Annotated in this window: 23 protein-coding genes and 1 tRNA gene; 19 read left to right on the top strand and 5 right to left on the bottom strand. The window is 29.0% G+C overall.

Features of this window, described 5'->3' with window-relative positions; genetic code table 11:
• Positions 1 to 46: 46 nt before the first annotated feature.
• The 18 genes from PB7211_RS07515 to PB7211_RS07430 all read left to right on the top strand — a co-directional run bounded on the left by PB7211_RS07515 (position 47) and on the right by PB7211_RS07430 (position 15,885).
• On the top strand, positions 47 to 370 hold the full coding sequence (locus PB7211_RS07515; protein ID WP_008544666.1) for a hypothetical protein: 324 nt from the start codon (positions 47 to 49) through the stop codon (positions 368 to 370).
• Positions 358 to 804, top strand: coding sequence for a cell division protein ZapA (locus PB7211_RS07510; protein WP_008544559.1), 447 nt, complete (start codon positions 358 to 360; stop codon positions 802 to 804). Before PB7211_RS07515 ends, PB7211_RS07510 begins: the two co-directional genes overlap by 13 nt.
• Positions 805 to 809: 5 nt before the next feature.
• Positions 810 to 1,355 carry a 5-formyltetrahydrofolate cyclo-ligase gene (locus tag PB7211_RS07505; protein WP_008544902.1) on the top strand — a complete coding sequence of 182 codons (546 nt, stop codon included), beginning with the start codon at positions 810 to 812 and terminating at the stop codon, positions 1,353 to 1,355.
• The gene (locus PB7211_RS07500; RefSeq protein WP_008544443.1) at positions 1,352 to 2,155 is read left to right on the top strand and encodes a TIGR00282 family metallophosphoesterase; all 804 of its coding nucleotides are present in this window, start codon (positions 1,352 to 1,354) and stop codon (positions 2,153 to 2,155) included. The genes PB7211_RS07505 and PB7211_RS07500 overlap by 4 nt, the downstream gene beginning before the upstream one ends.
• Before the next feature lie 4 nt (positions 2,156 to 2,159).
• Positions 2,160 to 2,885 (top strand): YebC/PmpR family DNA-binding transcriptional regulator, encoded by a 726-nt coding sequence (locus PB7211_RS07495; protein WP_008544897.1) that lies wholly within the window; start codon positions 2,160 to 2,162, stop codon positions 2,883 to 2,885.
• A complete protein-coding gene (locus PB7211_RS07490; RefSeq protein ID WP_008544305.1) occupies positions 2,885 to 3,379 on the top strand; it encodes a hypothetical protein in 495 nt (164 codons plus the stop codon). Before PB7211_RS07495 ends, PB7211_RS07490 begins: the two co-directional genes overlap by 1 nt.
• Before the next feature lie 49 nt (positions 3,380 to 3,428).
• Complete coding sequence (gene tolQ / locus PB7211_RS07485; protein ID WP_008544712.1) at positions 3,429 to 4,103, top strand: protein TolQ; 675 nt, start codon at positions 3,429 to 3,431, stop codon at positions 4,101 to 4,103.
• Positions 4,104 to 4,520 carry a protein TolR gene (gene tolR / locus PB7211_RS07480; RefSeq protein WP_029454221.1) on the top strand — a complete coding sequence of 139 codons (417 nt, stop codon included), beginning with the start codon at positions 4,104 to 4,106 and terminating at the stop codon, positions 4,518 to 4,520.
• Between the two features lie 6 nt (positions 4,521 to 4,526).
• Positions 4,527 to 5,405, top strand: a complete 879-nt coding sequence (locus PB7211_RS07475; RefSeq protein WP_008545240.1) for a hypothetical protein — start codon at positions 4,527 to 4,529, stop codon at positions 5,403 to 5,405.
• Positions 5,406 to 5,414: 9 nt separating this feature from the next.
• A complete protein-coding gene (gene tolB, locus PB7211_RS07470; RefSeq protein WP_008544791.1) occupies positions 5,415 to 6,758 on the top strand; it encodes a Tol-Pal system beta propeller repeat protein TolB in 1,344 nt (447 codons plus the stop codon).
• Positions 6,759 to 6,855: 97 nt separating this feature from the next.
• Positions 6,856 to 7,353 (top strand): peptidoglycan-associated lipoprotein Pal, encoded by a 498-nt coding sequence (gene pal / locus PB7211_RS07465; RefSeq protein WP_008544851.1) that lies wholly within the window; start codon positions 6,856 to 6,858, stop codon positions 7,351 to 7,353.
• A gap of 81 nt (positions 7,354 to 7,434) precedes the next feature.
• Positions 7,435 to 8,430, top strand: coding sequence for a tol-pal system protein YbgF (gene ybgF, locus PB7211_RS07460; protein WP_008545943.1), 996 nt, complete (start codon positions 7,435 to 7,437; stop codon positions 8,428 to 8,430).
• Positions 8,390 to 9,418, top strand: a complete 1,029-nt coding sequence (gene tilS, locus PB7211_RS07455; RefSeq protein WP_034399179.1) for a tRNA lysidine(34) synthetase TilS — start codon at positions 8,390 to 8,392, stop codon at positions 9,416 to 9,418. The genes ybgF and tilS overlap by 41 nt, the downstream gene beginning before the upstream one ends.
• Before the next feature lie 63 nt (positions 9,419 to 9,481).
• Complete coding sequence (gene ftsH, locus PB7211_RS07450; protein ID WP_034399178.1) at positions 9,482 to 11,389, top strand: ATP-dependent zinc metalloprotease FtsH; 1,908 nt, start codon at positions 9,482 to 9,484, stop codon at positions 11,387 to 11,389.
• Between the two features lie 6 nt (positions 11,390 to 11,395).
• Positions 11,396 to 12,448: a dihydropteroate synthase gene (folP, locus tag PB7211_RS07445; protein ID WP_008544103.1), complete on the top strand. Its 1,053-nt coding sequence runs from the start codon at positions 11,396 to 11,398 to the stop codon at positions 12,446 to 12,448.
• Positions 12,448 to 13,779 carry a phosphoglucosamine mutase gene (gene glmM / locus PB7211_RS07440; protein WP_008544904.1) on the top strand — a complete coding sequence of 444 codons (1,332 nt, stop codon included), beginning with the start codon at positions 12,448 to 12,450 and terminating at the stop codon, positions 13,777 to 13,779. Before folP ends, glmM begins: the two co-directional genes overlap by 1 nt.
• Position 13,780: 1 nt before the next feature.
• Positions 13,781 to 14,593 carry a bifunctional hydroxymethylpyrimidine kinase/phosphomethylpyrimidine kinase gene (gene thiD / locus PB7211_RS07435; protein WP_008544482.1) on the top strand — a complete coding sequence of 271 codons (813 nt, stop codon included), beginning with the start codon at positions 13,781 to 13,783 and terminating at the stop codon, positions 14,591 to 14,593.
• Positions 14,593 to 15,885 carry an adenylosuccinate synthase gene (locus PB7211_RS07430; protein WP_008544093.1) on the top strand — a complete coding sequence of 431 codons (1,293 nt, stop codon included), beginning with the start codon at positions 14,593 to 14,595 and terminating at the stop codon, positions 15,883 to 15,885. Before thiD ends, PB7211_RS07430 begins: the two co-directional genes overlap by 1 nt.
• Here the strand turns inward: PB7211_RS07430 and rpoH are convergent.
• Positions 15,882 to 16,775 (bottom strand): RNA polymerase sigma factor RpoH, encoded by an 894-nt coding sequence (gene rpoH, locus PB7211_RS07425; RefSeq protein ID WP_008545999.1) that lies wholly within the window; start codon positions 16,773 to 16,775, stop codon positions 15,882 to 15,884. The genes PB7211_RS07430 and rpoH overlap by 4 nt on opposite strands.
• A gap of 44 nt (positions 16,776 to 16,819) precedes the next feature.
• Positions 16,820 to 17,797, bottom strand: a complete 978-nt coding sequence (locus tag PB7211_RS07420; protein ID WP_008544573.1) for an RluA family pseudouridine synthase — start codon at positions 17,795 to 17,797, stop codon at positions 16,820 to 16,822.
• Positions 17,798 to 17,820: 23 nt separating this feature from the next.
• On the opposite strand from PB7211_RS07420, the gene PB7211_RS07415 reads away from it, so the two are divergent.
• Positions 17,821 to 17,897: transfer RNA gene (locus PB7211_RS07415), tRNA-Arg, on the top strand.
• 5 nt (positions 17,898 to 17,902) lie between these two features.
• Here PB7211_RS07415 and PB7211_RS07410 read toward each other — a convergent pair.
• The 3 genes from PB7211_RS07410 to PB7211_RS07400 are packed head-to-tail and all read right to left on the bottom strand — an operon-like array spanning position 17,903 to position 20,351.
• The gene (locus PB7211_RS07410; protein WP_008544314.1) at positions 17,903 to 18,694 is read right to left on the bottom strand and encodes an ABC transporter permease; all 792 of its coding nucleotides are present in this window, start codon (positions 18,692 to 18,694) and stop codon (positions 17,903 to 17,905) included.
• Complete coding sequence (locus PB7211_RS07405) at positions 18,681 to 19,418, bottom strand: ABC transporter ATP-binding protein (RefSeq protein ID WP_034399177.1); 738 nt, start codon at positions 19,416 to 19,418, stop codon at positions 18,681 to 18,683. Before PB7211_RS07405 ends, PB7211_RS07410 begins: the two co-directional genes overlap by 14 nt.
• Positions 19,419 to 20,351, bottom strand: a complete 933-nt coding sequence (locus PB7211_RS07400; protein WP_008545330.1) for an L-threonylcarbamoyladenylate synthase — start codon at positions 20,349 to 20,351, stop codon at positions 19,419 to 19,421.
• Positions 20,352 to 20,357: the final 6 nt, after the last annotated feature.

The raw sequence follows: 20,357 nt of genomic DNA, 5'->3' as shown, positions 1-20,357 counted from the left end.
CTGACTAGACTAAGAAGATTCTATTTAATAATATAAACATATATATATGAATTCTATAATCGAAAAAGAAAAAAAATTAAATGAAGCCTTATTAGAACTAAAAAATTTAGATCTAAGTAATCCTGATTTACAAAATAATATTGAAAATTTAAGTATTCAAAAAAATCAATTAGAAATTGAAAAATCTGAATTAGAACAAAAATATAAAATTTTAATAGAAGAACATGAAAGTTTAACAAAAAAACTAGAAGAAATTCAAAATCAAGAAAAAAAAGAACAGAAAAAACAGGCTGAATTTTCTGAAAAAATTGATGAATTAAATCAAGAAACAGATACTTTATTAGATGAAATAGACAAATGGCAAATGTAAGTATTAAATTTAACAATAAAGAGTTTTTATTGTCTTGTGAGGACGGTCAAGAAGAACATCTTGAAGAGTTATTAATCCATATAAATCAAAAATTTAATAATTTGAAAAACGACCTAGGTAATTTGGGAGAAAATAAATTACTTTTAATCACTGCTGTAAAGATTATGGATGAATATTATGAAACCAAAAAAAATGTAGATCAAAAAAAAAACGAATTTAAAGACCTCTCAAACAAATTTAAAGAATTAAAGTCTTTAATATATGATTACAGAGATAAGAAAGAAGAAGAAATTCAAGAATTAAAAAATAGTCATCAAAAATTCAATGATGAGATTGAAGTGAATCAAAAAAAATATGAACAATTGATTGATGAAGCCGCAGATGAAATATCAAGTTTTGTTGAAAAGGCTAAACAAGATAATAAATCTCAATAAATTTTGTGAATAAATTTAAGTTAAGAAGTAAAATTTTAAAAATTAGAAAAAAAAACTCTAATAAGAAGCTTGAAATTAACTTAAATAAATTTTTTTACTTTTTAAAAATAAATAAATTAAAGTCTAAAAATATAGGTGGATATTTTACGTCAAATTTTGAAATTGATGACTTAAAAATTTTAGAAATGATGGAAAAAAAAAAATTTCATATTTCATTACCAGTTATAAAAAAAAATAATCAAATGAATTTTTTACAATGGTCAAGAAATGATCCATTAAAAATAAATAAATTTGGAATACCTGAACCTATCTCATCAAAGATTATCGTCCCTGATATTTTATTAGTTCCACTAGTCTCTTTTGATAATGAATTAAATAGATTAGGTTATGGTGGAGGTTTCTATGATCGTTATATTGAAAAAATTGAAAAAGTAAAAAAAGTTATTAAAATTGGGTTAGCTTTTTCGTATCAAAAAATAAAAAAAATACCTACAAATAAATTTGATAAAAAATTAGATTTTATAATTACAGAAAAAGAAATTTTACAATGAAAATTTTATTTTTAGGAGATGTGGTTGGAGTATCTGGGTGTTCAAAATTAATGAATTGTCTATTAAATGAAATTGAGACAAAAAAAATTGATTTTGTAATTGTTAATGCTGAAAATGCCGCAATAGAAGGCGTAGGTTTGACAAAAGAGATATGCAATGATTTTTTTAATTGTGGTGTAAATGTTATTACGACTGGAAATCATGTATGGGATCAAAAAGAGATAATGGAATTTATAGATAAAGAGGATAGGTTATTACGTCCAAAAAATCTTTTTGAACCAGCACCTGGAAAAGGTTTTAATATATATGAAACAAATGAAAACATCAAAATTGGAGTATTAAATTTAATGGGAAATGTTTTCATGAAAAAATGTGAGGATGTTTTTGAAATTTCAGACAAATTTATGAAGCAATTTAAATTAAAAGAGGATTATGATTTTCTAGTTGTTGATTTTCATGGAGAAATAACAAGTGAAAAAAATGCAATCGGTCAGTTTTTTGACGGCAAAGCTTCGTTAGTAGTTGGAACACATACTCATATTCCAACTAATGATGCAAGAATTTTACAGAATGGCACTGGATATCAAACAGATGCAGGAATGTGTGGTGATTACAACTCTGTAATTGGAATGAATAAAGAAAATTCATTAAATAGATTTTTAAAAAAAAATTCAACAAAACATTTTCCAGCCACTGGAGAGGCTACTTTGTGTGGTGTAATTGTTGAATGTGATATACAAACTGGTTTAGCTAAAAATATCGAAAGTTACATTAATGGAGCTCAACTAAAAAATACTTAAAAAAATGGCAGGACATTCTCATTGGGCTGGTATAAAACATAAAAAAGGAAAAGCTGACAAACAACGTTCAAAAATATTTTCAAAATTATCAAAAGAAATTACTGTAGCAGCAAAACTAGGAGATAAAGATCCTGTAATGAATCCAAGGTTAAGGTCAGCAATTCAAGCAGCAAGATCTGCTAATATGCCAAAAGATAATATAGAAAGAGCAATAGATAAATCTGCTGCTGCATCGGGAGTAAATTTTGAAAATTTGAGATATGAGGGTTTTGGTCCTGATAAAATAGCAGTTATAGTTGAAACTTTAACTGACAATAAAAATAGAACTGCCTCAAATATTAGAACTATATTTCAAAAAAGTGGTGGAAGTTTAGGAACCCAAGGATCCGCTTCTCATAATTTTAATCAATTAGGTATTATCAAAATTGATAGAAATGAAATTTCCGATGAAAATATTTTTGAGCTAGCTATAGAGTCGGGTGCAGATGAATGCATTTCAAATGATGAATTTCATGAAATTCAATGTCCCGTAAGTGAAATTTATAATGTTAAAAAAAAATTAGAAAAGATAGTTGCAAATTTTATTTCAACAGAGATTGAGTGGGTTCCATTAAATAGTGTTAATGTTACAAATGATAGAAGAGAGGATGTAATTGAATTTTTAGAAACTATTGAGGATGATGATGATGTTCAAAATGTTTATTCAAATGTTCAACTCGGTAATATCTAATGTTAGTTATTGGAATTGACCCAGGTATTTCAGGATCGATTTGTTTTTTTCAGGATGGAAAAATAATTGATGTTGTGGAAATGCCTACAATGATAGAGGGTAAGAAAAATAAAAAACAAGTGAATGGTTCTCAAATTTTCAATGAAATTTCCTATAGAATTAAAAAGATTGATAAAAAAGATATAAAAGTGGTAATTGAACAAGTATCCGCAATGCCAGGTCAAGGGGTGACCAGTATGTTTAATTTTGGTCAATCATTTGGAATTTTAAAAGGAATATGTTCAGCAATGCAATTGCCAATGTATTTTGTAAGACCAGCAAAATGGAAAAAATATTTTAACCTTATAAATTCAGAAAAAGACGCGAGCAGAACAAGAGCAATTGAAGTTTTTCCATATTTTTCATCACAATTATCAAGAAAAAAAGACTCAAATAAAGCAGATGCTATTCTTTTAGCTAGTTTTTATTATGAAACTTATAAACTAGATGATTAATCAAAAATAAAAGTCAAAATCATGACACATTTAAGTGTGATGAGTAAATATGGAAGCTGATATCGCATCTCAAGCAGTTGGATTAGGAACTAATACTGATTTTTCTTTGCTAAGCCTTTTTTTACGAGCGGATATAGTAGTAAAATCAGTAATTATAATTTTAATTCTATGTTCAATATATTCTTGGGCAGTAATTATTGAAAAGTTTAGATTATTTAAAAAAATAAATAAATCATCAGAGGAATTTGAAGAAAAATTTTGGAACTCAAAATCTGCTGAAAATTTTTATAACAGTTTACCAACAAAAGTTGAGGATCCAATGGCTCTAGTTTTTCAAAGTGCTATGGAAGGATTATTAAAAAAGAAATCTAAAACAAATTTAAGTGAGAGAATGACTGCAATGTTAGAGACTGGAGTTGAAAAACAGATGACAAAAATTGATAAAGGGTTTACTTTTTTGGCAACGGTAGGTTCAACTGCACCCTTTATAGGTTTATTTGGAACAGTCTGGGGAATAATGAATTCGTTTCAGTCAATAGCAATTTCAAGAAATACTAGTTTAGCTATTGTTGCACCAGGTATTGCAGAAGCTTTATTTGCTACAGCTCTTGGATTGTTAGCTGCCATTCCAGCTGTCGTAGCTTATAATAAATTCAATACAGATTCTCAAAAATATTCTCAAAAACTAGAAAACTTCTCTAAAAAATTTTTAACAATTATCTAAATGGCTTTTAAACTTAATCGTTTATCAAAAGAACCAATTAGCGAAATCAACGTAACCCCTTTTGTTGATGTAATGTTAGTTCTTTTAATTATTTTTATGGTTACAGCTCCATTATTAACCGTTGGAGTACAAGTTGATTTACCAGAAAGTTCAGCTGACTCTCTTCCAGAGGAAGCAGAACCACTTACTCTATCTATTAATTCAAAAGGAGAGATTTTCATTCAAGAAGCAAAAGTTGAATTTGACAATATAATTGCAAAAGTATTAGCAGTCTCAAAAAATAGAACAGATACAAGAATTTATGTTCGAGGAGATAAAACTATAAATTATGGCAGAGTCCTTGAAATAATGGGATTGTTATCAGGCTCCGGCTTTACAAAAGTTGCATTGATTTCTGAACCATTAAAACAAAGGTAATTTAAAGTGAATAGAAGTTTAATTATATCTTCTGTTTTACATGGCGCTCTAATTTTTATTACAGCAATGAGTCTCCCTTTTTTAGCAAAAAAACCAATTGATATTCCTCCAGTAGTCTCAGTTGAACTAATACAAATTGCAGAAAAGACAAATATTCCTTTTGCACCTAAAGCAAAAAAAATAATTGAAAAAAAAAAGAAAAAGAAGTTAAAAGAAAAAGAAAAAAAATTAGTATCTGAACAAGCCCCTCCAAAAAAAGTTAAAAAATCAAAAACTAAAACTGTTGTTTCGTTAGATAACCAAAAAGAAAAAATTGACAACCAAAAACCAGAGGCAATCCCTCTACCGGATAAAACAGTTAAGAAAATAGAAAAAAAAAAAGAAACCAGACAAAATCCTGAAAAGGTAGATAATGAAGTAAAACAAGTATCAGAGTTCGAAAAAAAAGATTTATTTGATCCAAGCAACATAGCAGCTTTAATTGATAAATCTAAAATTGAGGAAACAGATAATATAAAGAAAAATAATGATATTACACAAGATCAAGATAGAAATATTGAGTCTAATAAACTAACTTTAAGTGAGGAAGATGCTTTAAAGGCACAAATTTTTGGTTGTTGGAGTGTCCCACTAGGTTTGCCTTACAATGAGGATTTATTAGTTAGAATTAAATTAAAATTGGAGCCAGATGGATCGGTTGCAAAAACTGAAATATTAGATCATGCTAGAATGAATAAACCTGGTCAAGGGTTCTATAAAGTTTTAGCAGAAAGTGCTTTAAGAGCAGTTAAATTGTGTCAGCCGTTAAGAGTTCCGAATACAGGATATGAAAGATGGAAAGAATTACAATTAAATTTTGATGCAAGAGAGATGTTAGAAGGTTAAGATAAGTAAATGAAAAAAAAATTAATTTTTATATGTTTATTTTTAATAATTCCAATTAAGGCATTTGCTTTAATTGAAGTTGATATTACAAGAGGAAATTTAAACCCATTACCATTAGCAGTCTCACCGTTATCTATTGATGAAAATTCTAAAAAAAGCTTTGAAAAAATTCTTGATAAAGAAAATATTGGATCTGAGATTTCAATTATTGTTGAAAATAATTTAAGAACATCTGGACTCTTTAATCCGTTAAACAAAGATGCATTTTTACAAGCACCAGATATAGCAAATTTAAAACCAAGATTTGAAGATTGGAATTTAATTAAAGCTCAAGCGTTGATCACTGGCAAAGTAGCATATATTGATGAAAAATTAAGAGTTGAATTTAGATTATGGGACGTACTTGCAGGTAAAGAAATGATGGCACTTGCATTCACTACAGTTCCTAATAACTGGAGAAGAGTTGGACATATAATATCAGATAAAATTTATGAAAGACTAACAGGGGAAAAAGGATATTTTGATACTAGAATAATTTATGTTGCTGAAGAGGGTCCAAAAACACAAAGAAAAAAAAAATTAGCAATAATGGATCAAGATGGAGCTAATAATAAGTTTTTGACACTTGGAAATGAACTTGTATTAACTCCAAGATTTAATCCCACTAGTCAGATGGTTACATATTTGTCATACTTTAAAAATTTACCTAGAGTATATCTTTTAGATATTGAGACAGGGACCCAAGAGGTAGTTGGAGATTTTCCAGGGATGACATTTGCTCCAAGATTTTCTCCAGATGGTAAAAAAATAATAATGAGTTTTGCAAAAGATGGTAAGTCAGATATTTTTACAATGGACTTGGAAAATAGAATAGTTGAACGAATTACAAATCATCCTTCAATTGACACATCTCCATCTTATTCTCCAAATGGAAAATTCATTGCATTTAATTCTGATAGAAGTGGATACCAACAAATTTATATTATGAAAAATGATGGTAGTGATGTTAAGAGAATTTCATTTGGTAATGGGATTTATGGAACACCAGTTTGGTCTCCAAGAGGAGATCTAATTGCTTTCACAAAGTTACATAATGGAAAATTTTATATTGGTGTTATGAGAACTGATGGAACTGGAGAAAGACTATTAACTGAAAATTATTATCAAGAAGCCCCGTCTTGGTCGCCTAATGGCAGAGTCTTGATTTTTTATAGAGAAACAAAGACTAACGCAAAAGGCGAAGGTTTTTCTGCTAAACTCTGGTCTATTGATTTAACAGGATATAATGAGCGTTTAGTGACTACCCCAACTGATGCGTCGGACCCATCATGGTCATCTTTATTGAGTAATTAGTTTGTTAATTAATTGAAATATCTTGATTTTTAGACTTGAAACCTCTAATTAGTTGTGAAAAAATAGTTTATTGAAATTAGCAGCAAGGAGCAATTTAATGATATTAAGCAAAATTTTTAAAAACACACTATTGTTATTAGCGGCATGCCTGGTCTTATCAGCTTGTGCAACAAAAAAAGAAGTAACTACTTCAACAGACATCCAAGGACAAATGCAAAGTGATGTTTATACTGGAACAGATACAGTTGAATATTTAGCTGATGGTGTTCCTGATAGAGTTTTCTTTGCAACAAACGAGTCAATATTAACTACTGCCTCAAGAGAAACTTTAAGAGCTCAAGCGGCTTGGTTAAGAAAAAATTCTAGCATCAATATAGTATTAGAAGGACACGCTGATGAAAGGGGTACTAGAGAGTATAACTTAGCTTTAGGAGAAAGAAGAGCAAATTCAGCTAAGGATTACCTAATGACTTATGGAATTTCTTCAGACAGAATATCAGTTCTTAGTTATGGTAAAGAAAGACCAGTGGATGGTGGTTCAAGTCCATTAGCTTGGTCAAAAAACAGAAGATCAGTAACTGTTAAAGCAAATTAACAAAATTAATTTAAAGACCCTAAAGCTAAAAGTTTTAGGGTCTTTTTTTTGCCATTTTTATAATCATAAACTAATTTTGTCATGAGGTTTTCATTAAAAATAATAATTCTAAATATATTTTTTATACTAAGCTTAATTTCTACTAAAATTTCTTTTGCAGATAATCATAATATTTATGAAACATTAGAAAATATACAGAATGATCTTAAAACTCTTGAAAGAGCAGTTTACTCAGGTTCAATTGAGATAAAAACTACAAATAAAGAAAATTCTAATGTTGAATTGGATGCTAATTCTGAAGATGTTCTTACAAGACATTTATTAAAATTATCAGAAGTAGAAGATCAATTTAGACAACTGACAAATAAATTTGAGGAAATAAATTTTAAATTAGATAAATTATCCAATAGGTTGTCTAAAATTCAGGCTGACAATCAAATAAGATTTCAAGATATTGAGACATCAATGAACACTGGAGCAACAACAAAGATGACATCAAAACCCAAAATAGAGTCTAACCAAATATTACCAGGCACTTCTCAACCTCAAGACCTTGGATCAATATCATATAAAGATACAGAAACTTCTGAAACATCTCAGCAGATCCAATCTGTAGATACAACAGCAACAGTTATAACTGAAACTTTTCAAGCAGAGGAAAAAATACTTCCACAAGATTTATCACCTAAAAAACAATATGAGTTTGCTACTAGTTTCTTAAAAGTTGGAGACTATAGCACCGCAGAAAGGGCATTTAGAGAATTTGTTTTATCAAACAGAGAACATGAATTAGCAGGAAGTGCTCAATATTGGTATGCAGAAACATTTAGAATAAGACAACTTTATACTGATGCTGCATCAGCTTACCTAGAGGGTTATCAAAAATATCCAAAAGGTAATAAGGCTCCTATAAATTTATTAAAACTTGGTGTATCAATGGTTCAGATAGGAGAAAAAGATCAAGGTTGTAAAATGATTAATGGTGTTGAATTACAATACCCTAATGCAAATCAATCTGTAATTCAAAAAGCAAAGTATGAGTCAAAAAAATTTGAATGTACAAAACAAGACTCATAAGTTTTTATTAGACAAATTAAAGGATAAACGCACTCTTCGAATTTATAAAAAATTTGAAAAGAATCTTAAAGTTAGAAAAAGTGCAATAGTGGCTGTATCAGGTGGTCCAGATAGTCTTGCACTTTCATTTTTGACAAAAATTTATTCTTTAAAAAAATCTTTAGATGTAAAATATTTTCTTGTTGATCATAGACTTAGAATAAATTCGACAATAGAAGCAAAAAGTGTTCAAAAACTTCTAAAAAATTTTTATATTAATCTTAATATTTTAACCTGGAAAGGATCTAAGCCAGAAAAAAATATCCAATCTATTTCTAGAGATAAAAGATATAAATTATTAATTAAAAAGGCTAATAAATTTAGAATAAAAAATATTTTATTAGGTCATCATTTAGATGATTTATTTGAAAATTTTTTTATTAGAATTTTAAGAGGAAGTGGTCTTAACGGATTAGTTTCATTAGATAGAGAAACGCAAAGAGATACAGTCAATTTAATAAGACCTTTATTAGAAATTAATAAAAATGATTTAGTTTATTTAAGTAAGTATGTTTTCGGATCATATGTGAATGATCCATCAAATGAAAATGATAAATTTAAAAGAGTTAAAGTAAGAAATTTTATAAATCAATTAGGGTTAGAGGGATTAGATAAAAATAAACTTTTTTTAACAATTAGAAATTTGAAATTAGCCAATGAAAATATAAAACATTATGTAGAAGAAAATTTAGAAAAAAACATAACTATTTTGTCAACTAAAGATAAACTTATTTTAAAAAAAAATTTTTTTTCACACTCGGATGAAGTTGTATTTAGATCATTTACTGAAATATTAAAAATTATTGGGAAAAAATACTATCCAGTCAGAGGAAAAAAAATAGATAAAATTTTACAGAGTATAAAAGCAAAATCTTCATTTAAATTAACATTAGGCGGTTGTGTAATTAAAAAAGTAAATGATACTATAATTGTGTCAAAAGAGACGTAAAATACAATTATTTAATGATATTTTGTCACTTGTTAAACTTATAATAATTCTTATCTTATACACATGAATTTAAAAAATCTAGCCATGTGGGGCATCATTGTTTTTTTAACAATTGGTCTATACAATATGTTCAAAAATCCCCAATCAAATATTAGAGGTGGAAACCAAATCATATTTTCAGAATTTTTAACATCAGTAGAAAATGGTGAAGTTTTAAAGGTTGAAATTCAGGGTAATAATATAAAAGGAGTTTACTCAAATGGAAACTCGTTTTCTACGTACTCTCCTAATGATCCAAATTTAATTGAAAAATTATCTGATAAGGGCGTGAGCATTTCAGCTGCACCTTTGGAAGAAAAAATGCCATCATTGTTTGGTGTCTTACTCTCATGGTTTCCAATGCTGTTACTAATCGCTGTATGGATATTCTTTATGAGACAAATGCAAGGTGGAAAAGGTGGCGCTATGGGTTTTGGAAAATCAAAAGCCAAAATGATGAATGAACTTAAGGGGAAAGTTACTTTTAATGATGTTGCAGGAGTTGAAGAAGCAAAAGAAGAAGTTGAAGAAATAGTTGAATTTTTAAAAGATCCAAAAAAATTTAGTAGACTAGGTGGAAAGATACCTAGAGGTGCATTATTAGTTGGACCTCCAGGAACTGGTAAAACATTATTAGCTCGAGCAATTGCTGGGGAGGCGGGTGTACCTTTTTTCACAATATCTGGGTCAGACTTTGTAGAAATGTTTGTTGGTGTTGGGGCATCAAGAGTAAGAGATATGTTTGAACAAGGTAAAAAAAATTCACCATGCATAATATTTATTGATGAAATTGATGCAGTGGGAAGAAGTAGAGGTGCTGGTTTAGGTGGTGGAAATGATGAAAGAGAACAAACACTTAACCAATTGTTAGTTGAAATGGATGGTTTTGATACTAATGAAGGTGTAATTATAATAGCTGCAACTAACCGACCGGACGTTCTTGATCCAGCTCTATTAAGACCAGGTAGATTTGATAGACAAGTAGTTGTTTCTAATCCAGATATAATTGGAAGAGAAAAAATTTTAAAAGTTCATGTTAAAAAAATCAAAATGGCTCCAGATGTAAATTTAAGAACTATAGCCAGAGGTACGCCGGGATTTTCAGGAGCTGATCTTGCAAATTTAGTTAATGAGGCAGCTTTATTAGCAGCAAGAAAAAATAAAAGAATTGTGACTTTAACAGAATTTGAAGAAGCCAAAGATAAAGTAATGATGGGTGCTGAAAGACGTTCAATGGTAATGACTGAAGATGAAAAAAAACTTACAGCATATCATGAAGGTGGCCATGCTTTAGTATCTTTTAATATGCCTAGTTATGACCCAATTCACAAAGCTACTATTATTCCAAGAGGAAGAGCACTTGGTATGGTTATGAATTTACCAGAAAGAGACAAGCATGGATATTCAATTAAGTATTTAAAAGCTAGGATGGCAGTTTGTTTTGGTGGCAGAGTTGCTGAGGAAATAATTTATGGAAAAGATGACATATCCACAGGAGCTGGTGGAGGAAGTGGATCAGATATAAATCAAGCAACTCAACTTGCTAGAGCAATGGTAACAAAGTATGGTATGAGTGAGGTAATGGGACCTGTAGAATATGGTGAAAATCAAGAGGAAGTCTTCTTAGGTAGATCTGTTACTCAAACACAATCAGTTTCAGAGGAGACTTCTCAGAAAATAGACAAAGAAATAAGAAAACTAATTGACGAAGGTTATAATCAAGCAAAGAAAATATTAACTGAAAAAATAGATGATTTACACAAGATAGCCAAAGCGCTAATGACATATGAAACATTAACAGGTGAAGAAATTGAAAATATAATCAGTAAAAATTTATATCCAAAAGATAAGATAATTGAGAAACCTGAGGAAAATGATGATCAAAATTCAGCCCTAGGTGCGATGGGCTTGAAACCAAAAATAGTTCATTAAAAGTAGATGAGAAGATATTACACAAGAGCGTGTAATTTCTACTATGGCAAAGAGTCAAAAATATTATTAAGTAAAAAAAAAACACTTCCTTTAAATGGTCTACAAGAAATATCATTTGACCATATAGAAATAATAACCAGAAAATCAAAGAAAAAAATCTTTATTAAAGATTTAAAAAAATTATCTAAAAAACTGCAAAAACAAATTATTTTTGATCTTAATAAAATTACATTAAAAAATAAAAATTTTTCAAATTTAAATTTTCAAAAATTACCAAACATTATGGGGGTATTAAATCTTACACCAGATAGTTTTTCAGATGGTGGAAGATTTAATAAAACAAGCAAAGGCATAAAACATGCACTTGAAATGACTAGTGCGGGAGCTAATTTAATTGATGTTGGAGGTGAATCAACAAGACCAGGATCTAAAACTGTAAATCCAAAAAATGAATGGAATAGAATTTATAGAATACTTAGATTAGTCTGCAAAAAAGTTCCTGTATCATTAGATACTAGAAAATCAGAGATAATGGAAAAAGGTATTAAACTTGGTGTTAAAATTATAAATGATGTATCCGGATTAAATTACGATAAAAAAACATTAGATATTCTCAAAAAATATCAAATTCCTTTTGTAATTCAACACTCAAAAGGTACCCCAGAAAACATGCAAATTAAGCCCACTTACAAAAATGAATTATTAGAAATTTATGATTTTTTTGAGAAGAAAATCAAAACTTTAAGATCTATTGGCATAAAACATAGCGATATAATATTAGACCCGGGCATAGGTTTTGGAAAAAATCTGAAACATAATATGAATTTAATAAGTAAAATTTCTATTTTCCACTCCTTGGGCTTTCCTATACTTGTGGGAAATTCAAGAAAAAGATTTATTAAAGAAGTTGCAAAAAATAATGACTCTAAGAAAAGAATAGGTGGAACAGTTGCTTCTTCTATATACTTGATGATGCAAGGAGTACAAATTTTAAGAATTCATGATGTAAACGAATTGATTCAAGGAGTAAAAGTCTTTAAAGAGTTATTAAATAACTAATGTCAAAAAAATATTTTGGAACTGATGGAATTAGGGGTCGAGTTAATAGTAAAAATATTAACGGTGATATGTTTTTTAAATTTGGCTTAGCGTCAGGAACTTACTTTAGGTCACAAAAAAAAATTAAACAAACAGCAATAATTGCCAAAGATACTAGACTTTCTGGCTACACTTTAGAGCCTGCGCTTGTTTCAGGTTTAACATCCGCAGGTATGCATGTTTATACGCTAGGACCTTTACCGACAAATGGCTTAGCTATGTTGACAAAATCAATGAGGGCAAATATGGGAATTATGATCACTGCTTCACATAATCCACATCAAGATAATGGATTAAAACTATTTGGTCCTGATGGTATGAAATTGTCTGACAAAATTGAAAAAAAAATAGAGAACTTGATTGATAAAAAAGTATCAATTCATTTGTCTCAACCTAAAAAATTAGGAAGAGTAAAAAGATTAGAAACTGGAACAAAAGATTATTTAAAAATTTTAAAAAAAAATTTTACTAAAGATTTTAATTTAAAGGGTTTAAGAATTGTAATTGATTGTGCAAATGGTGCAGGATATAAAGCTGGTCCAGAATTATTAAATTCATTAGGTGCAAAAGTTATTACAATTGGTGTAAAACCAAATGGACTTAACATAAATAAAAGATGTGGCTCAACTTATCCCAACAAAATAAAATCTGCTGTAATAAAAAATAAAGCACATTTGGGAATTTCTTTAGATGGTGACGCTGATAGAATTATTATGTGTGATGAAAAAGGAAATATTATTGATGGTGATCAAATAATTGCAGCTTTAGCTACAAGATGGAAATCAAAAAAAATGTTAAAAGGTGGCGTAGTTGGAACCTTAATGTCAAATTATGGATTAGAAAAATTTTTTAAGTCTGAAAAAATAAGATTTATTAGAGCAAATGTAGGCGATAGATACGTCAAAGAAAAAATGAAAAAAAAAAACTTTAATTTGGGTGGTGAGCAATCTGGTCATATTATTTTAGGAAAGTTTGCAACAACAGGGGATGGGCTACTTGTTGCGTTAGAAGCATTGTTTACAATTAGAAAAGGAAAAAAAGCCAGTATTTATTTTAATAAATTTAAAAAAACACCACAAATTTTAGAAAATATAGAAGTTAAAAATAAAAATATAATAAATCATCCAGATACAAAAAAATCTATAAAAATTGCAGAAAAATTGATAAAAGGTCAGGGACGAATAGTGGTTAGAAAATCAGGTACAGAGTCTAAAATAAGAGTGATGGGTGAAAGCGAAAATAAAGAACTCTTAAAAAAATGTGTAGATTTAATCTCAAGAAAAATTAAGTAAATTGAAAACAAAATCTAAGGTATTAATTATAGCAGGCTCTGATTCGTCAGGAGGAGCAGGCATACAAGCAGATATAAAAACAGTAACTGCACTAGGATCTTATGCAATGACTGCAATTACAGCAGTCACAGCTCAAAATACCACAGGTGTAAAATCAATAGTTGCTATTGAGCCTAAGGAAATATCAAATCAGATAAATTTTAGCTCAAGAGATATAAAGCCTGATGCAATTAAAATTGGGATGCTGCATTCGACGAAAGTAATAGATGCTGTTGTTAGATCTATTAAAAATATGCAGGTAAAAAAAATTGTGCTTGACCCTGTGATGGTAGCAAAAGGTGGCACCAAGCTAATAGATGAAAAAGCAATTAAATCACTTAAGTCAAAATTAATTAAAAAAGTATTTTTGATTACCCCAAATATTCCAGAGGCAGAAATTTTAACAAAAATAAAAATTAATACAAAAGAAGATATGATTTTTGCAGCAAATAAACTGATAGAGTCAGGTGCTAAAAATGTTTTAATTAAAGGAGGACACTTAAAACATAAATTTGTTCATGACATATTAGTAAATAAGTTTGAAATTAAAATTTTTAATAGTCTAAGATATAAGACTAAAAACACTCATGGCACAGGATGCACCTTATCTAGCGCAATAACTACTTTTTTATCATGTGGAAAACCGATAAAGAAATCTTGTGAGCTTGGAATTAAGTATGTAAATTCTTCCATAAAAACAAACCCAAGATATGGAAAAGGACATGGTCCAATTAACCACATTAATTCAATTAGTTTAAACAGAAAATTTAGATAATGAAAAATATAGTTGTAGTTGGTTCTCAATGGGGAGATGAGGGAAAAGGAAAAATTGTTGACTGGCTCTCTGAACAAGCCGATGTGGTAATTAGATTCCAGGGTGGTCATAATGCAGGTCATACCTTGGTTATTGATGGAGTGACTTACAAGTTGAGATTATTACCATCAGGTATAGTGAGAAAAGATAAAGTTTCAATTATTGGAAATGGAGTTGTAGTTGATCCTTGGGCATTACTTGAGGAAATAGATGAAATAAAATCAAAAGGCATTAACGTTTCGACTGATAATTTTATAATCTCTGAAGCTGCAAATTTGATTTTACCATTCCATAGAGAAATGGATGAGATTAGAGAAGATGCTGCAGGTAAAGGTAAGATAGGAACTACTAGAAGAGGAATTGGCCCAGCTTATGAAGATAAAGTAGGCAGAAGATCTATTAGAGTTATGGATTTAAGATCGGAAAACAATTTAGATCAAAGACTAGAGTCAGTGCTAATCCATCATAATGCTATTAGAAAAGGTTTAGGAAAAAAAATTTTTGAAAAAGCTCAATTAAAATCTGATTTACTTAAAATCGCACCTGAAATATTACAATATTCACAACCAGTATGGCTTAAAATTGATGAATTTAAAAAACAAAAAAAGAAAATTTTATTTGAAGGAGCTCAAGGAATTTTACTTGATGTAGATCATGGGACTTATCCGTATGTTACATCTTCAAATACAGTTGCTTCAAGTGCTGCAACAGGAACAGGATGTGGACCTAACTCAATAAATTACGTTTTAGGAATTGCAAAAGCTTACACAACTAGAGTTGGTGAAGGTCCTTTTCCAACAGAATTAACTGATGATATTGGAGAATTATTAGGAACACGTGGAAAAGAATTTGGGACTGTAACTAGTAGAAAAAGAAGATGTGGATGGTTCGACGGGGTACTTGTTAGACAAACGATAAAAATTTCTGGTATTGACGGGATAGCACTAACAAAACTGGATGTTCTTGACGAATTGGATGAAATTAAAATGTGTGTTGAGTATGAACTCGATGGAAAAAAAATAGATTATTTACCTGCTGCAGTTGAAGATCAGTTAAAAATAAAACCAGTTTATAGAACATTTCCAGGATGGAAAACTTCAACAAATGGAATAAAAAATATGGATGCATTACCAGAAAACGCAAAAAATTATATATATGCTGTAGAAGATTTTATTGGGGCAAAAGTATCAAGTGTCTCTACTAGTCCAGAACGAGATGATACTATCTTAGTAGAAAATCCTTTTGATATTTAATTAACTGGTAATAGATTTTTAGATTTTGCTAAAAGAAGCATATGTTTTTGTAGTTTTTCAAATGCCTTATTTTCTATTTGACGAACTCTTTCTCTACTAATTTTGTATTTTTTACTTAAATCCTCTAATGTTGTAGGATCATCATTAAGTCTTCTTGAGTACAAAATTTCTCTTTCTCTATCATTTAATACTTTAATTGAATTTTTTAATAAATCTTTTCTCTGTTCCATTTCCTCTTGATGTGCAAATTTTAAATCATGGTCTAATTCTTTATCCACCAACCAGTCTTGCCATTCATCTCCATCTTCACCAACTTGAGCATTTAAAGAAAACTCTTTACCAGAGAGTCTTCTATTCATTGAAACAACCTCTTCTTTGCTTACATCTAGCTTGTTAGCTATTTCATTTACGTGTTCGTTTCTTAAATCACCTTCAGTTTGAGGTGCAATTTGATTTTTAATTTTTTTTAAATTAAAAAATAGCTTTTTTTGCGCTGTAGTTGTCCCAATTTTTACTAAACTCCATGATCTTAATATGTACTCTTGGATAGAGGCTTTAATCCACCACATTGCATAAGTCGCAAGTCTAAAACCTTTTTCTGGCTCAAATTTTTTTACTGCTTGCATAAGACCTACATTTCCCTCAGATATCATTTCATTTACAGGTAGACCGTATCCTTTGTATCCCATTGCAATTTTAGCAACTAATCTTAAATGGCTTGTAACTAATTTTTCTGCTGCTTTAACATTTCCAGTTGTTTTCCAGTTTTTTGCCAACATATATTCCTCTTCAGCTGCAAGCATAGGGAACTTTTTAATTTGTTCCAAATACGCTGAAAGTCCTCCCTCGTTAGTAAGGGCTGGTAGGTTATTGTTATATGTTGTGCTCATGGATGTATTTATTTAATTAAGTATAATTATTTTTCAATGATTTATTAGTCAGTATTTTTAAGCATTTTTAATAAATTATTTAGTTCTTTTGGCAAATTTGAGGAAAAAATCATTTCTTTGTCTGTTTTAGGATGAACAAACCCTAATGTTTTTGCATGTAAGAATTGTCTTTTCAATTTAGAAATTAAATTTTCTAATCCAACATCAACATTCTTTAACTTTTTATATTTTTTTTTATATTTATCATCTCCTACTATGCTATTTCCCATATAAGTCATGTGGACACGTATTTGATGAGTTCTTCCAGTCTCTAATTTACACTCTATTAAACTTAATGTTGGTGTTTTATTACTTTCAAAGATTTTTATAGTTTTATAATTTGTTATTGCACGCTTTCCCTTAGATCGACTAACCTCCATCAGTTGTCTATTTTTTGAGCTTCTAGTTATGAAAGTATCAATTTTACCAGAAGAAGGTCTTAGTTTTCCCCAAATTAGAAGTTGATAAACTCTTGTTATAGAATGGTCACTAAATTGTTTAGATAAACTCTCATGTGTTTCATTATTTTTTGCTACAACAACTAATCCAGATGTATTTTTATCTATTCTATGAACTATGCCAGGTCTAAGTTCGTCACCAATATTTGAAAGAGAATCTTTATCATAATTCATTAAAGCATTGACAATTGTTTTGTCATAATTCCCAGCTCCAGGGTGCATAATTATTCCAGCGGGTTTATTAATTACCAATAAATCCTCATCTTCATAAATAATATCTAATTTAAATTTATAAGGCTTTAGTGAAGCTTCTTCAGGTTCTGGAATATTAAGACTTAATTTATCACCAGTAACAACTTTTTTTGATGGGCTTATAACAATCTTATTATTTAATTTTAGTTTATTTTTTAGGATTAAGTTTTTAATTCTAGTTCTGCTAATTAACTGTTCACGTTTATTTATTATTACATCAACCCTTAGATTGTTTTCACTTTCTTCAACAATAAAATTAATGTTTTTTTCCATAAAATGTAATATTAATACTATATGCGCTTGTAGCTCAACTGGATAGAGCGCCTGACTTCGGATCAGGAGGTTCTGGGTTCGACTCCTAGCAGGCGCGCCAATTATTTATTCTCCAATATTAATTAGTGTGCCTTTATCTCTTGCTTTATCAAAAGAATAATAAAACAATGATATTGCCATGATTAGATATAAAGCATTTAAACAAAGTGCTTGTACAATATTCTCATAATTTACTATTTGATTGACAAGTATATTTCTACTTTCCTCAAATATATAAACTAGTGGAAGTGCATAGGCTATTGATTGAAAAATTTCTGGAAGTGTTTCAACAGGATAATAAATACATCCAAAGGGAGCTAATAAAAACATAGTAGACCAAGCGATATTTTCAAATGATGGCCCAAATCTTAACAAACCTGCTGACACAAATAATCCAAGTGTAATACCAAAAATATATAAACTTAAAAAAAGAAAAGCTAATGGCAAACCTAAATCCAATAAAGAAATTCCAAATATAGGAGAAGTTAGTAATATTGCAGGAACCAAACCTATTAAAGCTCTTATTAATGCTGTGATGATTAACGACGTAATAATTTCACTAATCCTCATTGGAGCAATAAAAAGATTTGTAAAATTTCTGCTCCATATTTCCTCTAAAAACAACATATTAAAACCTATGCTAGTCCTGAATAAAAAATCATAAAGAATTGCACATGAAAGTATCACGCCAACTGCACCATTATAGTAGGTGCTATATTCTGCAAAAAAATTTGAAATAAAACCCCACAAAGTAATCTGAATAGATGGCCAGTAAATTAAATCTAATATTCTAGGAAACGATCTTGAGATTAAATAAAAGTGTCTTAAAAAAAGACCATAAATTCTAGTTAAGTTCATCTGAATTTCTCACAAGCTCTAAAAACACTTCCTCTAGGTTTTTTCTTCCATGTTTTTTAATTAAATCATCTGGAGCACCTCTATCAACAATATCCCCATCTTTCATCATCAAAACAGAACTACAAAGTCTTTTAACTTCATCCATATTGTGTGAAGCTAGTAAAACTGCTATTTTTTTTTCTTTTTTATAATTTTCTAAAAATGTTCTTATAAAATCTCCAGTTTCAGGATCTAAAGATGCCGTAGGCTCATCTAGTAAAAGTATCGTGGGATCGTTAATTAATGCCTTTGCTAAGCTAACCCTATTTTTTTGACCAGAAGAAAGTTCTCCTGTAATTTTATCTAGTAGTTGATTTAATCTTAGTTTCTCAGATAGATAGTCAATTTGTTCATTTAAATTTTTGATATCATATAATTTTCCATAAACAATTAAATTTTGCTTAACTTTGAGTTTTTTTGGTAACTCAATATATGGAGAAATAAAATTCATTTTATGGAGAAGAGAAATTTTATTTTTTTCAATATCTATTCCGTTAATTAATACTTTTCCACTAGTTGGTTTTAATAAGCCGAGTATCATTCCAATTGTAGTAGTTTTACCACTACCATTTGGACCTAGTAAGCCAACAATTTCATTTTCGTTTATTTTAAAATTTATACTATTTACAGCTTGTTTAGATTTGTATGATTTAGACAGATTAATTACTTCAATTGAATTTTTCATTTAGTAATTAGAAGCTCTATTTAATCTATCATTTATTGTTTTACCAATACCAATATTTGGAATTTTTTCTACTGCAATCATCTTATAACCATCTTTTTTAATTTTTCTCAATATGGAATATAAATTTTTTGCTGCTTCATTGAGATTATTCTTTTTACTTAAATAATAATAATTTTTAGAATTAATATTTCTTTTTTTAATTAAAACAAAAGCTTCATTTGACTTAGATTTTTTAACATTTACTCTTAATGGTACTCCAGGAGAATAATGTAAAGGAAATTGACCAGGTGCAATTTTTTTTTTGGAATTAATATTAATTGAAATTTTTTTCTTTAAAATTTTTTCTATTCTAGAGATTTCAAGACCTCCATACCTTAACAGTGTTGGTTTATTTGTAAGATTAATGATAGTTGACTCAACACCTATATTACATTTACCTCCATTTAATATATATCTAACTTTTGATCCAAATTCCTCTTTAACATCAGAAGCTTGAACCGAACTTAATTTTGTAGATATATTTGCGCTTGGAGCAGCCAATGGATAATCTAAATTTTTAAGTAATTTTTTAAATAGAGGATGTTTAGGAAATCGAACAGCAAGACTTTTTTGTTTGTTAGTTACAAATTTAGAAATTTTGCAATTTTTTTTTAGACTAAGTACATAGGTTATTGGTCCAGGGGAAAATCTCTTATAAAGTTTTTTAAAATTTTCGTTAATATTACAATCGTTTTTAAGTTTATTAATATTGTAATAATGAACAATTAAGGGGTTGTTAGATGGTCTTTTTTTAAGCTTAAATATTTTTTTTACAGCTATATTTGAATATGCATTTCCTGCTAATCCATATACTGTTTCGGTTGGTACAGCTATGCAATCATTATTATCTAAATATTTTTTTGCTTTTTTGATATTTGATTGAATAGTTTTCATGTATTA

The sequence above is a fragment of the Candidatus Pelagibacter sp. HTCC7211 genome, assembly GCF_000155895.1.
Taxonomy (GTDB): Bacteria; Pseudomonadota; Alphaproteobacteria; order Pelagibacterales; family Pelagibacteraceae; genus Pelagibacter.
This window is presented reverse-complemented; position numbering and strand designations above follow the sequence as displayed.

Coding starts and splice junctions, on each gene's coding strand:
- PB7211_RS07515 (WP_008544666.1), top strand. CDS start 47: ATGAATTCTATAATCGAAAAAGAAAAAAAATTAAATGAAGCCTTATTA.
- PB7211_RS07510 (WP_008544559.1), top strand. CDS start 358: ATGGCAAATGTAAGTATTAAATTTAACAATAAAGAGTTTTTATTGTCT.
- PB7211_RS07500 (WP_008544443.1), top strand. CDS start 1,352: ATGAAAATTTTATTTTTAGGAGATGTGGTTGGAGTATCTGGGTGTTCA.
- PB7211_RS07495 (WP_008544897.1), top strand. CDS start 2,160: ATGGCAGGACATTCTCATTGGGCTGGTATAAAACATAAAAAAGGAAAA.
- PB7211_RS07490 (WP_008544305.1), top strand. CDS start 2,885: ATGTTAGTTATTGGAATTGACCCAGGTATTTCAGGATCGATTTGTTTT.
- tolQ (WP_008544712.1), top strand. CDS start 3,429: ATGGAAGCTGATATCGCATCTCAAGCAGTTGGATTAGGAACTAATACT.
- tolR (WP_029454221.1), top strand. CDS start 4,104: ATGGCTTTTAAACTTAATCGTTTATCAAAAGAACCAATTAGCGAAATC.
- tolB (WP_008544791.1), top strand. CDS start 5,415: ATGAAAAAAAAATTAATTTTTATATGTTTATTTTTAATAATTCCAATT.
- pal (WP_008544851.1), top strand. CDS start 6,856: ATGATATTAAGCAAAATTTTTAAAAACACACTATTGTTATTAGCGGCA.
- ybgF (WP_008545943.1), top strand. CDS start 7,435: ATGAGGTTTTCATTAAAAATAATAATTCTAAATATATTTTTTATACTA.
- tilS (WP_034399179.1), top strand. CDS start 8,390: ATGAGTCAAAAAAATTTGAATGTACAAAACAAGACTCATAAGTTTTTA.
- ftsH (WP_034399178.1), top strand. CDS start 9,482: ATGAATTTAAAAAATCTAGCCATGTGGGGCATCATTGTTTTTTTAACA.
- folP (WP_008544103.1), top strand. CDS start 11,396: ATGAGAAGATATTACACAAGAGCGTGTAATTTCTACTATGGCAAAGAG.
- glmM (WP_008544904.1), top strand. CDS start 12,448: ATGTCAAAAAAATATTTTGGAACTGATGGAATTAGGGGTCGAGTTAAT.
- PB7211_RS07430 (WP_008544093.1), top strand. CDS start 14,593: ATGAAAAATATAGTTGTAGTTGGTTCTCAATGGGGAGATGAGGGAAAA.
- rpoH (WP_008545999.1), bottom strand. CDS start 16,775: ATGAGCACAACATATAACAATAACCTACCAGCCCTTACTAACGAGGGA.
- PB7211_RS07420 (WP_008544573.1), bottom strand. CDS start 17,797: ATGGAAAAAAACATTAATTTTATTGTTGAAGAAAGTGAAAACAATCTA.
- PB7211_RS07410 (WP_008544314.1), bottom strand. CDS start 18,694: ATGAACTTAACTAGAATTTATGGTCTTTTTTTAAGACACTTTTATTTA.
- PB7211_RS07405 (WP_034399177.1), bottom strand. CDS start 19,418: ATGAAAAATTCAATTGAAGTAATTAATCTGTCTAAATCATACAAATCT.
- PB7211_RS07400 (WP_008545330.1), bottom strand. CDS start 20,351: ATGAAAACTATTCAATCAAATATCAAAAAAGCAAAAAAATATTTAGAT.